The organism is Actinoplanes sp. NPDC023801, from assembly GCF_040639655.1.
Classification (GTDB): domain Bacteria; phylum Actinomycetota; class Actinomycetes; order Mycobacteriales; family Micromonosporaceae; genus Actinoplanes.
In genome coordinates this window covers 174,037-188,153 of sequence record NZ_JBFAAI010000016.1, presented here as the reverse complement: position 1 = coordinate 188,153, position 14,117 = coordinate 174,037, and the positions used below count along the sequence as shown (strand labels likewise).

Here is a 14,117-nt window from a genome sequence, read left to right as displayed (position 1 = left end):
CGGCCGCCAACTTGTCGCCGATCGGTGGACCCGGCCGCCCCTCAATCGGCCGGGAGCCGCACCACGACGGCGGTGCCCTGACCACCGGCCGGACCCAGCGCGATCCTCCCGTGGTGGCGGGCGGCGATCGCCGAGCACAGCGCCAATCCCAGTCCGCTGCCGGGAATGGCGTGCTGCACCGCCTGCGGGGATCGGTAGAAGCGGCGGAACACGTGGTCGCGATCGTTGTCCGGGATCCCGATGCCGGAGTCGGTGATCCGCAGGTGGGCGACGCCCGCCCGATGTTCCAGCAGGACGTCGACGCGACCGCCCTCCGGGCTGTACTTCACGGCGTTGCCGAGCAGGTTGTCGGCCAGTTGCCGGAGCCGGAGCGGGCAGCCCTGCACCGGTAGTTCGGCGGGCAGGACCGGGTGGAAGGTGACGCCCAGCCCGGCGGCGGCCGCGGACACCGCGTCGAGGGCTTCCCGGACGACGGCGGCCAGGTCGACCCGCTGCCGGTCCAGGCCGGTGTGCCCGGAGTCGAGCGCGGCCAGGTCGAGCAGCCCGTCGATGACGGCTCGCATGTCATCGCCCTTACGGCTGATCAGGCCGACCAGGTCCAGCACCTCGGACACCGGCGTGTCCGGTTCGGCGTCGAGCAGCAGGGTGGTCGCCGCCAGCATCGACGTCAGGGGGGTGCGCAACTCGTGGCCGGCCAGGGCGATGTATTCGTCCTGTGAGCGCGCCAGCTGCCGGTGCAGGTCCTCGGCCCGGCGACGCTGCTGGAACTCGCCGACCTGCGCGGCGATGCCGGCGAGCAGGGCGATGCAGGAGGCGTCCTGGGTCCCGGTGGTGGACGCGAAGACGGTAAGTGCGCCGATGGCCCGGTCGCCGCCGTGCACCGGCACCGACAGAGCGGCCCGCAGCCGGTAACGTGCGGCGGCGTCGCCGGTCAGCGGCGCCGGGGCGACGGCCAGGTCCGGCACCCACACCGGTGCGTCCTGGCCCCAGGCGACCCCGGCGAGACCGTACCCACGGTCGAGACCGGCCGGGACGTGTACCGGCACCGGATGGTCCGGGCCCGTCCAGGAACCGGCCGGAAGCAGCCGATCGGTCAGCTCGTCGGCCAGCCACAGTTCGGCGTGCACCCAGCCGAGGGTGACGGCGATGACCTTCAGCACCTCGGGAGCCGCCTCGGCGAGGTCGTCAGCGGTGGCGAAGATCCGGTGCACGGCGAGTTCGGTGTCGCGGAACCGCTCCGCGAGACGGCGTTCGGTGATGTCATGCGCTGTCGCCACGGCTCCCAGCAGCACTCCCGATCGGCTACGGATCTGGTTGCCGTGCGAGACGAACCATCGCCGCCGCCCGGACTCGTTGACGAGGATGTTGTCAATGTCGCGGACGCACTCACCTCGTAACGCCCGGACCACCGGCATCTCCGCGGCGGTGAACGGCCGTCCGTCGGGATGCAGTACGCGCAGGCGCGACGCCCACTCCATCGGTGTCAGGCTGGGATCGGCCTCGTGGTCGAGCGCCCGCTGCAACGCACGGTTGAACAGGACCAGCCGGCCCTCGGTGTCACACGCAGCGACCCCGCTGTCCAAGCTATCCAGGAGAGCTTCCAGGAACGCCTCGTGCTCCTCGGCGCGGCGGGTGGCCTCGGCGACCTGGCGGTTCGCCTCCGACAGCCGCGCGGCGTGCATCTGGCCGGTGATCTCGGTCGCCGCGATGGCGGCCAGATCCTTGAGCAGCAGCAGTTCGTCCGCCTCCCACTGCCGAGGTCTGGTGTCGGCCGCGCAGAACGCCCCGATGGGGGTTCCGTCCGATGCGGCCAGCGGATATCCGGCGTAGGCGACGATCTGCAGGTCCGGGATGGCCAGACTGTTCCGCAGCAGCGGGTGCAGCCGTGCGTCCGACACCACCAGGACCGTCCCGGCCTCGACGACGAACCGGCAGAGCGAATGTGTCAGCGGCGTGTGACCCATCGACGCCCACGGCTCCCTCAGCCCGCGGCCGCTGAGGACCCGCTGCCGATGCGGCTCGATCACGGTGGCCAGCGCGATCGGGACACCGAGCAGCCGTGTCGCCATGGCCGTCAGCCGGTCCAGCCCCGGCGAACGGTCGTCGGCGGCCGGACCGCGCGTCGGCGCGGCGGCCGGGGTGCGCGTCATGCGGTCACCACGTCGTCGATCGTCGCACTGTCCCGGCCGCCCCAGCCGGGAATCGGCCAACCCGCCTGGCGCGGCTCTGTCAGTCGTCGATGGCCTGGTAGACGGCGGTCCAGAGGTCGTTCCACATCGGGAGCCGCTGGTCGCCGGCGTGGGCACGCTGCATGAGGAAGATCGCTGTCAGGTTCTCGGCGGGATCGTTGTACCAGGCGGTTCCGTAGTAGCCGGACCAGCCGTAACTGCCGGCCGACGGACCCAGATGGGTACGGCGGGTCCGGACGGCCAGGCCGTAACCCCAGCCCATCGCGTCGAAGTAGCCGGGCCAGAAGCCGGAGACCGCCTTCTGCGCAGCGGTCAGCTGATCGGTGGTCATCAGCGTCACCGCCGGCCGTGACAGCACCCGGACGCCGCGGTGCCGGCCACCGGAGAGAAGGGCGGAGGTGAAGGTCAGGTAGTCCTCGGGCGTCGAGACGATCCCGCCGCCGCCCCAGGGGAACAGCGGCGGCCGGCTGAACTGCCCGTCGGGCGGGTCCTCGACGACCGCCGTGCCGGTGGGGGAGCTGTCCCTCTCGTACGCCGTGGCAAGCCTTCCGATATCTCCGGCCGGAACGCTGAAGCCGGTGTCGTCCATGCCGAGCGGACCGCAGATCCGTTCGTGCAGTGCGTCGCCGAGCGGCAGGCCGGTCGCACGGGCGATGAGTACCCCGGTCAGCCCGGCGGCGGTGTCGTACATCCAGCGTTCGCCCGGCTGGTGCACCAGGGGCAACTCTCCCAGCCGGCGGATCCACTCGTCGGCGGTGAGCCCGGTCAGGGCGTCCAGCGCGTCGGCGATCGGGATCGTGCCGGGCTCGGCGGGAATCATGCCGGTGCCGAGAGTGCCGTCGAGCAGGTCACGCACGGTGATCGACCGGTTCGCCGGAACGGTGTCGCCGAGCGGCCCTGCCGGGTCGGCGAGGACGGTCATGCCGGCCAGTTCCGGCAACAGACCGTCGACCGGATCGTCGAGGCGAAGCGTGCAGTCCTCGAGCAGCGTCATCGCGCATGCGGCGACGATCGGTTTCGACATCGACCCCATCCGGAAGATCGTGTCGCCGGCCATCGGTGCCGTCGATCCCGGACCTTCGAAGGCGAGTGTGCCGGTCGACTCGATGTGCACGTCGCCGTGCCGGGCGAGGACGGCCACCAGTCCTGGAACGAACCCGGAGCCGACGTGCCGTTCGAGCAGATCCCGGACACGGGTCAGCCGTGCCGGGGAGAAACCACCGATGGTCACCCGCACATGGTAGGGGAGTCCCGGGCCATGGAAGACCTGGTCAACCGGGCCTTCTGCGGATCCGCCGCCGCTGGTGGGCCGGAATCGCGGGGGTAATGCAGCAATGTCCCGCCCGGTAGGCCAGACTGCGCTGGTGCTGCCGTGAGGAGGAGCCATTGGGCGGGATGCAAGCAGTGCGCCAGTTGTTGCGTCAGTCCCACCATGCCCGGCCGGAGGACATCCCGGAGATGGCGAGGCGGGCCGCCGGGCTGGTCGGTGCGATCGACATGATCATCTATCTGGCGGATCACCAGCAGCGGGTGCTGCTGCCGCTCCTGGCCGGTGATGCCCCGGCCCGCGAACCGTTCCCGGTGGACGGGACGCTCGCGGGCCGGGCGTTCCGCACGGTCATGGCGTGCACCAGCGACGCCGAGCGGGACGGCCGGCGGCTCTGGCTGCCGCTGGTCGACGGTGCGGAACGGTTCGGCGTACTGGAGGTGGTCCTGCCCCACCCGGTTGCCGAGGAGGTGGTCAGCGACTGTGTGAGCGTGGCGTCGTTGCTGGCCGAGCTGACGACGACCCGCAGCCAGTACAGCGACACCATCGAACGGCTGCGCCGCCGGGAGCCGATGCGACTGGCGGCGGAGATGCTGCGGTCCCAGTTGCCGCCGCTGACCTTCTCCACCGGGAATCTGACGATCAGTGGGCTGCTCGAGCCGTGCTACGACGTCGGTGGCGACGCTTTCGACTACGCCGTCAACGGCGACGTCGCCCACCTGGCGTTGTTCGATGCTGTCGGGCACGGTTCGTCCGCCGGGATGGGCGCCGTCATCCTGGCGTCGCTCGCGCTGGCCGGCTACCGCAACGCCCGCCGCGCCGGTCTCGACCTGATCGCCACCTATCACCACATCGACCGGGCGGTACGCGAGCACGACCGGCGCGGCCTGATCACCGCGGTCCTGGCCGAGGTCGACCAGCGCACCGGCCTGCTCCGGATGATCTCCGCGGGTCATCCCAGCGGTATCGTCATCCGCCACGGCAAGCCGGTCCGGGTGCTTCCCACGCCGACGGCGCTGCCGGTGAGCCTCGGTGACAGCCGGGTGCCGGTCGTGGTCGAGGAGGCCCTCGAGCCGGGCGACCACCTGCTGCTCTACACCGACGGCGTGATCGAGGCACGCTCCGCCGACGGCGACCAGTTCGGCATCGAGCGGTTGGTCGACTTCACCGTCCGTGCCGTCGCTGACGGGCTGCCCCTGCCGGAGACGACCCGTCGCCTGGTGCACGCCATCCTGGAGTACCAGCACGGCCGGCTGCAGGACGACGCCACCGTGCTGCTGGCCGAGTGGGTCAGCCCGGCCTCGGCACGCTCGGACACCGACCTGCCGGAGTCCGATGGCCGAGCGCCGTTGGCTCCTCGGCGGACGGGGTGATGGTCCGCCCACCGGTGGACGGGGAAGCGATCAGTTGCCGGCGGCCATCCGGTCGATGGCGGCCCGGTGCACGCGCAGACCGGCACCGAGCTCGAGAATCTGTTCCCGGCTCAGGGCGACGTCGACCTGCACGGTGGCGTAGACCTTCGGGTCCACCGCGATGAGCAGCTGCCAGGTCGAGCCGGTCGGATGCAGGATCGCCCGGTGCTCGCCGACGGCGACGGTCTCCCCGGAAATGTCGCCGCGGTGGGCCTTCTGCTCCAGGAAGATCGCGATCTTGCCGGAGAAGTCGTCCGGGTCGTACATCGGGCTCTTCGACGGGTCCACGTCCGGAGCGGGGTTCTCCACCGACTTGGGCGCGATGGTGAGCCCGCCCCAGTAGTCCTTCTGGATGAAGAAGCCCTCCGGCACCTTCTCGATGGTGAAGTTGTTCGGCTGGCGGCCTTCGTAGCGCACCAGTTCCAGGTTGCCGACGGTGCCCTGAACGATCGCGGGCGGATGGCTCGGCCCACCGGTGCCGCCGGTCGGCGCGCCGTTGAAGGCGACCGTGGCCACGATTGCCGCGACCGCGAACGTCGAACCGCCGACGGTCTGGACCACGCGCCGCCGCTGTGCGGCGCGCCGGCCGCGGGCCACGTCGGCCTCGACGGTCTCCTCGGGCACGGACTCGATCGGCCCGCCGAACCGCTGCAGCCTGGTGTGGAGATCCATTACCGGCTCACTTCCTCTCGATAGGTCTGAAGAACGGTGTCCCCGCCGGACCGGCTCAGCGCGGCGCGAAGCTTCTCCAGACCACGTGCGGTCTGGCTCTTCACGGTTCCGGCTGAGCAGCCGAGCGCCGCCGCGGTCTGCGCGACGTCCAGTTCGTCGAGGAACCGGAAGACGACGGCCGCACGCATCCTTGGTGGCAGTTCCCGCAGGGCCCGGGCCAGTTCCGGGTCGTCGCCCCGCGGGTCCGCCGTCCCGGGCCGGTCGGGGATCTCGGCGACGGTCCGTTCGAACCGCCGCCAGACCCGCTTGCGCTCGTCGGTCAGCGCATTGACCAGTGCCCGCCGCAGGTAGGCGTCCGGGTTGTCGGCCCGGCTGAACGCGGCCCAGGACACGTACAGTTTCGTGAGCGCCGTCTGGACGAGGTCCTCGGCCAGGTGCGGATCGCCGGCGGTCAGCAGCCGGGCGGTGTACAGCAGCCGTCCGCGCCGCCGCGCCACGAACTCGTGGAATTCCCGGTCACGCTCGCTCCCGCCCGGCGATCTTTTTTGTCTCACGTTCTCCATGACCGGCTGTCGAGAGCAGTGGTTGCATCATGGCGCACAAAAAATCGATCTTGTGAGGTACGGCCCTCCGCGGGGCCACCACCTCACAAGATCGGCGGGGGTTGGTCTCAGTTCTTGGCGACCAGGGTGAGCACGTCGTACGTGGCGACCGGTGCGCCGTCCTGGTTGGTGACCACGGCGTCCCAGCGGACCTCACCGTAGTCGGCGCTGTTGCGCGGCTTGATCTGCTTGACGGTCAGGGTCACGGCGATGGTGTCGTCGGCCTTGACCGGGGTCAGGAACCGCAGGTTGTCGACGCCGTAGTTGGCCAGCACCGGGCCCGGCGACGGTTCGACGAACAGGCCGGCGGCCAGGGACACGACCAGGTAGCCGTGCGCGACGATACCGCCGAACAGCGGGTTGCGGGCCGCGGCCTCGGCGTCGGTGTGGGCGTAGAACGTGTCACCGGTGAACTCGGCGAAGTGTTCGATGTCGGCCAGCGTGACCGTGCGGGTCGCGGACTTGACGGTGTCACCGATGCGCAGCTCGGCCAGGCTCTTGCGGAACGGGTGGATCTCCTCGACCCGCTGGGCCGCCCCGGTGGTCCACTGGCCGGTGACCGCGGTGAGCAGGTCGGGTGAGGCCTGGACGGCGGTGCGCTGCATGTGGTGCAGCACCGCGCGGATGCCGCCGAGTTCTTCGCCGCCGCCGGCCCGGCCGGGGCCGCCGTGCACCAGCATCGGCAGCGGGGAGCCGTGCCCGGTGGACTCCTTGGCGTCGTCGCGGTCGAGCAGGAGCACGCGGCCGTGCCACGGCGCGAGGCCGAGGACGACCGAGCGGGCCACGTCGGGGTCGTGGGTGACCACCGAGGCGACCAGGCTGCCCTTGCCGCGGGCCGCCAGGGCGACGGCCTCGTCCACGCCGTCGTAGGTGATCACGGTGCTGACCGGTCCGAACGGCTCGACGTTGTGCGGTTCGACGGCGCCCTTGGCGGCGCGCAGCAGCAGCGGCGTGAGGAAGGCGCCGCGCTCGGCGTCGCCGTCGAGCAGCGTACCGCCGTAGGGGTCGCCCACGATGATCTCGGAGCTGGCCCGCAGCGCCTCGACGGCCTTGCGGACCTCGTCGCGCTGGCCGAGGCTGGCGAGCGCGCCCATCCGTACCTCGGCGTTGCGCGGATCACCGACAGTGATCTTGGCGAGTCGCGCGGCGAGCGCGTCCTCGACCTGGCCGGCGATCCGCGACGGCACGATGACGCGCCGGATGGCGGTGCACTTCTGACCGGCCTTGACCGTCATCTCGGCGACGACGCCCTTGATGAACAGGTCGAACTCGGGGTCCTCGGTGCGTACGTCCGGGCCGAGGATCGAGCAGTTCAGCGAGTCGGCCTCGACGCCCAGGCGCACGCCGCCGTCGATGACGCCGGGGTGGCGCCGCAGGATGCCGGCGGTGTGGGCCGAGCCGGTGAACGCCACCGAGTCCTGCATGGTCAGCTCGTCCAGCAGGCTGCCGGCGCTGCCGCTGATCAGCTGCAGGCTGCCTTCCGGCAGCAGGCCCGACTCGATGATCCGGCGGACCACGAGCTCGGTCAGGTATGCGGTCTGGCTGGCCGGCTTGACGATCGTCGGCAACCCGGCGAGGAAGGCCGGGGCGAGCTTCTCCAGCATTCCCCACACCGGGAAGTTGAAGGCATTGATCTGTACGGCCACGCCGGGCCGCGACGTCCAGATGTGCTGCCCGACGAACGCCCCGGTCTTGCCGAGCCGCTCCAGCGACCCGTCCAGCACGATCGTGTCGTTGGGCAGCTCGCGGGTGCCCTTGCTGGCAAAGCTGAACAGCGTGCCGATGCCGCCGTCGACGTCCACCGCGGTGTCGCGGACGGTGGCGCCGGTGCGCACGGACAGCGCGTAGAACTCGTCCTTGCCGGCCATCAGGTGCTTGGCGAGCGCTTTGAGGGCGGAGGCCCGCTCGTGGAAGGTCAGCGAGCGCAGGGCCGGTCCGCCGGTGTCGCGGGCGTACCCGACCATCGCGGCCAGGTCGAGGCCGCGGCTCGAGATCCGGGCGACCTCCTCGCCGGTGGCGGCGTCCAGCAGCGGCTGACCTTCGTCGGCGGCCCGGAACCATCCTCCGGCGGCGTAGCTCTCCAGCAGCGTGCTCACGCTGACTCCTCCAGGGTCGAAGCTCGGGATCGGGGCGGTTGCGCAGAGCGGCAGCCTCGTGTCACCGTATTACAGACCGATCGTTAAGTAAATTGTCGGAGTGTTCGGAGGGTCCATGACGACGACGCCGGTAGAGCCGCCGGACGCACGGCTGCAAGCCTCCTTCGACGCGACCATCGCGCATCACGACCGCATCGAGCCCCGTGACTGGATGCCGGACGGTTACCGCAGGACGCTGATCCGTCAGATCGCCCAGCACGCGCACTCCGAGATCATCGGGATGCAGCCGGAGGGCAACTGGATCAGCCGGGCACCGTCGCTGCGGCGCAAGGCGATCCTGCTGGCCAAGGTCCAGGACGAGGCCGGTCACGGTCTCTACCTGTACTCCGCGGCGGAGACGCTCGGCGTCTCCCGCGACGAGCTGGTCGAACTCCTGCTCAGCGGCCGGCAGAAGTACTCGTCCATCTTCAACTACCCGACCCTGTCGTACGCCGATGTCGGCACCATCGGCTGGCTGGTCGACGGCGCCGCGATCTGCAACCAGGTGCCGCTCTGCCGGACCTCCTACGGCCCGTACGGCCGGGCGATGATCCGGATCTGCAAGGAGGAGTCATTCCATCAGCGGCAGGGCTACGAACTGCTGATGACGATGATGCGCGGCACCGGCGAGCAGCGGGCCATGGTGCAGGAGTCGGTCGACCGGTTCTGGTGGCCGTCCCTGATGATGTTCGGCCCGCCCGACGACAAGTCGCCCAACAGCGAGCAGTCGATGGCGTGGGGCATCAAGCGCAACTCCAACGACGAGCTGCGCCAGAAGTTCGTCGACATGACCGTGCCGCAGGCGCAGGCACTCGGCGTCACGCTGCCCGACCCGGAACTGCGCTGGAACGCCGAACGCGGTCACCACGACTTCGGGCAGCCCGACTGGGACGAGCTCACCGCGGTGATCCGTGGCAACGGGCCGTGCAACGCCCAGCGCATGGCACACCGCCGGAAAGCTCACGAGGACGGCGCCTGGGTCCGCGAGGCCGCGAGCGCGTTCGCCGCCCGTACGACCGAAGTGGGGTTGAAGTGAAGCGGGACTGGCCGCTCTACGAGGTGTTCATCCGCGGCAAGCGCGGCCTGAACCACGTGCACGTCGGCTCGCTGCACGCGCCCGACGACGCGTTCGCCCTGTCGCACGCCCGGGACGTCTACACCCGCCGCAACGAGGGCGTGAGCATCTGGGTGGTGCGTGCCGACGCGATCACCGCGTCCAGCCCGGACGAGAAGGACCCGCTGTTCGCCCCGAGCGGCGACAAGGTCTACCGGCACCCCACCTTCTACGAGATCCCCGCCGACGTCCCGCACATGTGAGAAGGCCACGATGAACGACGAAAGCGTCTACGACGGCCTGCTCGGCGGCGACTCGTCGCAGTGGGCGTTCGGCACCGACTTCGAGGACCCGCTGGCCGGCGTCGACACGACCGTGCCGGCCGGCATCGACGCCGCCGACCTGGCCGTCTACTGCCTGATGCTCGGTGACGACACGCTCGTGCTGTCCCAGCGCCTCGCCGAGTGGTGCAGCCGCGCCCCGGAGCTCGAGGAGGACATCGCGCTCGCCAACTTCGCGCTCGACCTGCTCGGACAGGCCCGGCTGCTGCTGGCCCGGGCGGCCGCCGCCGACCCGTCGATCGTTCCCTCGCTGCCCGAGGGGTCGCCGGTGCCGGCCGAGGACGCCCTCGCGTTCTTCCGCGAGGCCGGGCAGTTCCGCAACGTGCGGATGGCCGAGGTGCCCAACGGCGACTTCGCGCACGTCGTGGTGCGGCTGCTGCTGTTCTCGATCGCCCGGCTCGCGGTCCTGCAACGGCTGCGCGACAGCGCCGACGCCGTCCTGGCCGCGGTCGCCGCCAAGGGTGTCAAGGAGCTGGCGTACCACCGGGACTGGGCCGGACGCTGGTTCGTCACCCTCGCGCAGGGCACCGACGAGTCCCGGCGCCGCCTGCTTGGCGCTCTCGAGCAGCTCTGGCCGCTGCACGACGAAATGTTCACCGCCCACCCGATCGAGAGGTCCCTGGCCGCGGCGGTCGACCCGGGCGAGGTACGCGCCGAGGCGGACATCATCCTCGACCAGGTCCTGGCGGTCGCCGACGTGGAACGGCCGGCGCTGATCAGCACGCGTGGCCGTACCGGCCGCGACGGGCTGCACACCGAGTCGCTGAGCCTGATGCTCGCCGAGATGCAGGTGGTGGCCCGCGCCCACCCGATGGGGCTGTGGTGACCGTCCTCGAGCGGGCCGCCGCGGTCGCCGCCGAGGTCCGGGACCCCGAGATGCCGATGCTCACGCTCGCCGACCTGGGTGTGCTGCGCGACGTCCGGGTCGAGGGGGACGTGGTCGTCGCGTCGATCACGCCGACCTACAGCGGATGCCCGGCCATGGCGACCATGCGTGACGACCTCGTGCACCGGCTCACCGACGCCGGGTTTCCGCGGGTCGAGGTGCGGGTGGTCCTCGACCCGGCCTGGTCCAGCGACTGGATCACCGAGCACGGACGGGCCGCGCTGCGTGACGCCGGTCTGTCACCGCCCGGCCCGGCGCCGTCCGCCGGCGGACCGGTTCCGCTCCTCCTGGGGCCGACCCGGCGTGCCGTGACCTGCCCGCGATGCGGCTCGGCGCACACCGAGAGGGTGTCGGAGTTCGGCGCGACCGCCTGCAAGGCGCTCTACCGCTGCACGGACTGCCTCGAACCGTTCGACCACGTCAAGGAGATCTGATGTCCGTCGCCGTCCGCCCCCGGACCGCCTTCCACCCGCTGCGGGTCACGGCGGTCGAGCGTCTGTGCGACGACGCGGTCGCGGTGACCTTCGCGGTCCCGGACGAACTGCGCGAGGCGTACGCGTTCCGAGCCGGCCAGGCGCTCACCCTCCGCCGGACGATCGACGGGCGGGAGGAGCGGCGTTCCTACTCGATCTGCGCGCCGGTCGGTGCCGCGCCGAGGATCGGGGTGCGGGAGATCCCGGACGGGCTGTTCTCGTCCTGGCTGGTCCACGACGTCAAGCCGGGAACCGTCATCGAGGTGCAGACACCGACCGGGGCGTGGGACGCGGACCCGGAAGGCGGCGAACGGCACCTCTGCATCGCGGCCGGCTCCGGGATCACCCCGCTGCTGTCGATCGCCGCGACCGTACTGACCCACCCGGACGCGCACGTGTCCCTGCTCTACGGCAACCGGGCGACCAACACCGTCATGTTCGCCGAGGAGCTCGGCGACCTGAAGAACCGGTACCGGCACCGGCTGCAGGTCTCGCACGTGCTGTCCCGCGAACCTCGCGACGTGGAACTGTTCTCCGGGCGGCTCGACCGCGACCGGCTGATCAAGCTGCTCACCGACGTCAGCCCGGCCGAGACCTACGACCACGTCTGGCTCTGCGGGCCACTGCAGATGATCGAGGACGCCCGTGCCGTGCTCGCCGGCTTCGGCGTACCGGCCGAACGGATCCACGTCGAGCTGTTCTACGTCGACGCGCCCCCGCCGCAGCCCCGCCGGGCCGGGGTGGAGATCGCCGGCGCCAGCACCGCCCTGACCACCGTCCTGGACGGGCGCAAGGCCACCACGACGGTGTCGCGGGACACGACGATCCTCGACGGCGCGCAGGCCGGCCGGGCCGACCTGCCGTTCGCCTGCAAGGGCGGGGTGTGCGGGACCTGCCGGGCGCTGGTCCGCGACGGCGAGGCCGACATGCGCCGCAACTACGCCCTCGAACCCTCCGAGGTCGCCGCCGGGTTCGTCCTGACCTGTCAGACCTTCCCGGTGAGCGACACGGTCACCGTCGATTTCGACGCCTGAACAACGCCTTCTCTCGTACGCCAGGAGCGGTTGAATGTCTGAAGCCTTCGTCCTGTCCGGCGCCCGGACGCCGATCGGCCGCTACGCGGGGGCCCTCGCCCACGTGCGCCCGGACGACCTCGCGGCACTCGTGGTCGGCGAGGCCGTCAGCCGCGCCGGCATCGATCCGGGCACGATCGACGAGGTGATCCTCGGCGCCGCCAACCAGGCCGGTGAGGACAACCGCAACGTCGCCCGGATGGCCGTGCTGCTGGCGGGCCTGCCCGACACGATCCCCGGCTTCACCGTGAACCGGCTGTGCGCGTCCGGCCTCACCTCGGTCGCCACCGCCCGCGCCCTGATCGTGGCCGGCGACGCCGACGTCGTCGTGGCCGGGGGAGTGGAGTCGATGACCCGCGCCCCGTGGGTGACCGAGAAACCGGCCAAGGCGTTCGCCAAACCCGGCGCCAGCTTCGACACCTCGATCGGGTGGCGCTTCACCAACCCGCGTTTCGGCGAGGCGACCACCGCCACCATGCCGCAGACCGCGGAGACCGTGGCCCAGCGCTGGCAGCTGGGCCGCGAGGAACTCGACGCGTTCGCCCTGCGCTCCCACGAACGCGCGGTCGCCGCGATCAAGGACGGCCGGTTCGCCGGCGAGATCGTCGCGGTACCGACCCGCGACGGCTCGTTCGACACCGACGAGGGCCCGCGCGCCGACACCAGCCTGGAACGGCTCGCCCGGCTGCGCCCCGTCCACGGCCCCGGCGGTGTGGTCACCGCCGGCAACGCGTCGTCGCTCAACGACGGTGCGGCCGCCGTCGTGATCGTCAGTGAAAGCTTCCTCGCCCGTACCGGCCTGCAGCCGCGGGCCCGCCTCGTCGCCGCCGCCAACGCCGGTGTCGCCCCCGAGGTCATGGGCATCGGACCGGTGCCCGCCACCCGCAAGGTGCTCGAACGGACCGGCTGGACCACCGGCGACCTGGACGCCGTCGAACTCAACGAGGCATTCGCGTCGCAGTCCCTGGCCTGCATCCGCGACCTGGGCCTGGACCCGGAACTGGTCAACGCCGACGGCGGCGCCATCGCCCTCGGCCACCCGCTCGGCGCCTCCGGAACCCGCATCCTGGTCACCCTGCTCGGCCGGCTCGAGCGCGGCGGCGGCCGCCGCGGGCTCGCCACCATGTGCGTGGGCGTCGGCCAGGGCAGCGCCCTGCTCGTGGAACGCCCGTGACCGGGCCCGTTCCCGCCTCGGTCGGGGTTTACGGCGGCGGCCGGATGGGCGCCGGCATCGCACACGCGTTCCTCGCCGCCGGCAGCGACGTCACGGTCATCGAGACCGATCCGCAGACCGTCGAGGCGGCCCGCTCCCGGATCCGGCGCATCCTCGACCGGGCCGGCACCTCCGGCGGATTCGAGGTCACCACGGACCCGTCCGCGCTGGCCGGCTGCGGCCTGGTGATCGAGGCGGTTCCCGAGGACGCCGCTCTCAAGGCGCGAATCCTGGCCATTGTCGAGAAACACGCCACCGGGGCGGTGCTGGCCACCAACACCAGCAGCCTGTCGATCGACTCGCTTGCCGCGGGCCTGACCGGTCCGGGCCGGTTCCTCGGCCTGCACTTCTTCAACCCGGTGCCGGTCAGCGCCCTCGTCGAGATCGTCGTCGGTGCCCGTACCGAACCCGGGCTGGTCGCCGAAGCCCGCAGCTGGGTCGAGGCGCTCGGCAAGACCCCGATCGTCGTGCACGACACCCCGGGTTTCGCCAGCAGCCGCCTCGGGGTGCACCTCGCCCTCGAGGCGATGCGCATGCTGGAGGAAGGAGTGGCCGGCGCCGCCGACATCGACACCGCGATGACCCTCGGCTACCGGCACCCGACCGGCCCGCTGCGCACCACCGACCTGGTCGGCCTCGACGTGCGGCTCGCCATCGCCGAACATCTGGCCCGCGAACTCGGTCCCCGCTTCGAACCGCCGGCCATCCTGCGCGACCTGGTCGCCGCCGGACACCTGGGCCGCAAGACCGGACAGGGCTTCTTCACCTGGTGACCGCCGATCCGACCCCGCCCACGCCGG

The 14,117-nt window shown here is 71.4% G+C and carries 13 protein-coding genes; 8 read left to right on the top strand and 5 right to left on the bottom strand.

Annotation, left to right across the window (positions count from 1 at the left end; all coding sequences use genetic code 11):
- Window positions 1–41 precede the first annotated feature (41 nt).
- Window positions 42–2,150: an ATP-binding protein gene (locus tag AB0G04_RS27130; protein ID WP_360988002.1), complete on the bottom strand. Its 2,109-nt coding sequence runs from the start codon at window positions 2,148–2,150 to the stop codon at window positions 42–44.
- A 79-nt stretch (window positions 2,151–2,229) separates the two neighbouring features.
- The gene (locus AB0G04_RS27125) at window positions 2,230–3,420 is read right to left on the bottom strand and encodes a serine hydrolase domain-containing protein (RefSeq protein WP_360988000.1); all 1,191 of its coding nucleotides are present in this window, start codon (window positions 3,418–3,420) and stop codon (window positions 2,230–2,232) included.
- A 164-nt stretch (window positions 3,421–3,584) separates the two neighbouring features.
- Here AB0G04_RS27125 and AB0G04_RS27120 point away from each other — a divergent pair, with 164 nt between their 5' ends.
- The gene (locus tag AB0G04_RS27120) at window positions 3,585–4,829 is read left to right on the top strand and encodes a PP2C family protein-serine/threonine phosphatase (RefSeq protein WP_360987998.1); all 1,245 of its coding nucleotides are present in this window, start codon (window positions 3,585–3,587) and stop codon (window positions 4,827–4,829) included.
- A gap of 30 nt (window positions 4,830–4,859) precedes the next feature.
- On the opposite strand, the gene AB0G04_RS27115 is transcribed toward AB0G04_RS27120, so the two are convergent.
- The 3 genes from AB0G04_RS27115 to paaZ all read right to left on the bottom strand — a co-directional run bounded on the left by AB0G04_RS27115 (window position 4,860) and on the right by paaZ (window position 8,238).
- A complete protein-coding gene (locus tag AB0G04_RS27115) occupies window positions 4,860–5,540 on the bottom strand; it encodes a hypothetical protein (RefSeq protein WP_360987996.1) in 681 nt (226 codons plus the stop codon).
- On the bottom strand, window positions 5,540–6,094 hold the full coding sequence (locus AB0G04_RS27110) for a SigE family RNA polymerase sigma factor (protein ID WP_360987994.1): 555 nt from the start codon (window positions 6,092–6,094) through the stop codon (window positions 5,540–5,542). The genes AB0G04_RS27115 and AB0G04_RS27110 overlap by 1 nt, the downstream gene beginning before the upstream one ends.
- Window positions 6,095–6,210: 116 nt before the next feature.
- Window positions 6,211–8,238: a phenylacetic acid degradation bifunctional protein PaaZ gene (gene paaZ, locus AB0G04_RS27105; protein ID WP_360987992.1), complete on the bottom strand. Its 2,028-nt coding sequence runs from the start codon at window positions 8,236–8,238 to the stop codon at window positions 6,211–6,213.
- Window positions 8,239–8,353: 115 nt separating this feature from the next.
- On the opposite strand from paaZ, the gene paaA reads away from it, so the two are divergent.
- From paaA to AB0G04_RS27070, 7 genes are read left to right on the top strand one after another with little or no spacing between them, the layout of a single operon-like run.
- Window positions 8,354–9,313 (top strand): 1,2-phenylacetyl-CoA epoxidase subunit PaaA, encoded by a 960-nt coding sequence (paaA, locus tag AB0G04_RS27100; RefSeq protein WP_360987990.1) that lies wholly within the window; start codon window positions 8,354–8,356, stop codon window positions 9,311–9,313.
- Entirely contained in the window at window positions 9,310–9,594 is a 285-nt protein-coding gene (gene paaB, locus AB0G04_RS27095; RefSeq protein ID WP_360987988.1) for a 1,2-phenylacetyl-CoA epoxidase subunit PaaB, read from the top strand. Before paaA ends, paaB begins: the two co-directional genes overlap by 4 nt.
- Window positions 9,595–9,604: 10 nt before the next feature.
- Complete coding sequence (gene paaC, locus AB0G04_RS27090) at window positions 9,605–10,498, top strand: 1,2-phenylacetyl-CoA epoxidase subunit PaaC (RefSeq protein WP_360987986.1); 894 nt, start codon at window positions 9,605–9,607, stop codon at window positions 10,496–10,498.
- Window positions 10,492–10,992 (top strand): 1,2-phenylacetyl-CoA epoxidase subunit PaaD, encoded by a 501-nt coding sequence (gene paaD / locus AB0G04_RS27085; protein ID WP_360987984.1) that lies wholly within the window; start codon window positions 10,492–10,494, stop codon window positions 10,990–10,992. The genes paaC and paaD overlap by 7 nt, the downstream gene beginning before the upstream one ends.
- Complete coding sequence (paaE, locus tag AB0G04_RS27080) at window positions 10,992–12,065, top strand: 1,2-phenylacetyl-CoA epoxidase subunit PaaE (RefSeq protein ID WP_360987982.1); 1,074 nt, start codon at window positions 10,992–10,994, stop codon at window positions 12,063–12,065. Before paaD ends, paaE begins: the two co-directional genes overlap by 1 nt.
- Before the next feature lie 34 nt (window positions 12,066–12,099).
- A complete protein-coding gene (locus tag AB0G04_RS27075) occupies window positions 12,100–13,278 on the top strand; it encodes a thiolase family protein (RefSeq protein WP_360987980.1) in 1,179 nt (392 codons plus the stop codon).
- Window positions 13,275–14,090 carry a 3-hydroxyacyl-CoA dehydrogenase family protein gene (locus AB0G04_RS27070; protein ID WP_360987978.1) on the top strand — a complete coding sequence of 272 codons (816 nt, stop codon included), beginning with the start codon at window positions 13,275–13,277 and terminating at the stop codon, window positions 14,088–14,090. Before AB0G04_RS27075 ends, AB0G04_RS27070 begins: the two co-directional genes overlap by 4 nt.
- The last annotated feature ends 27 nt before the right edge of the window (window positions 14,091–14,117 follow it).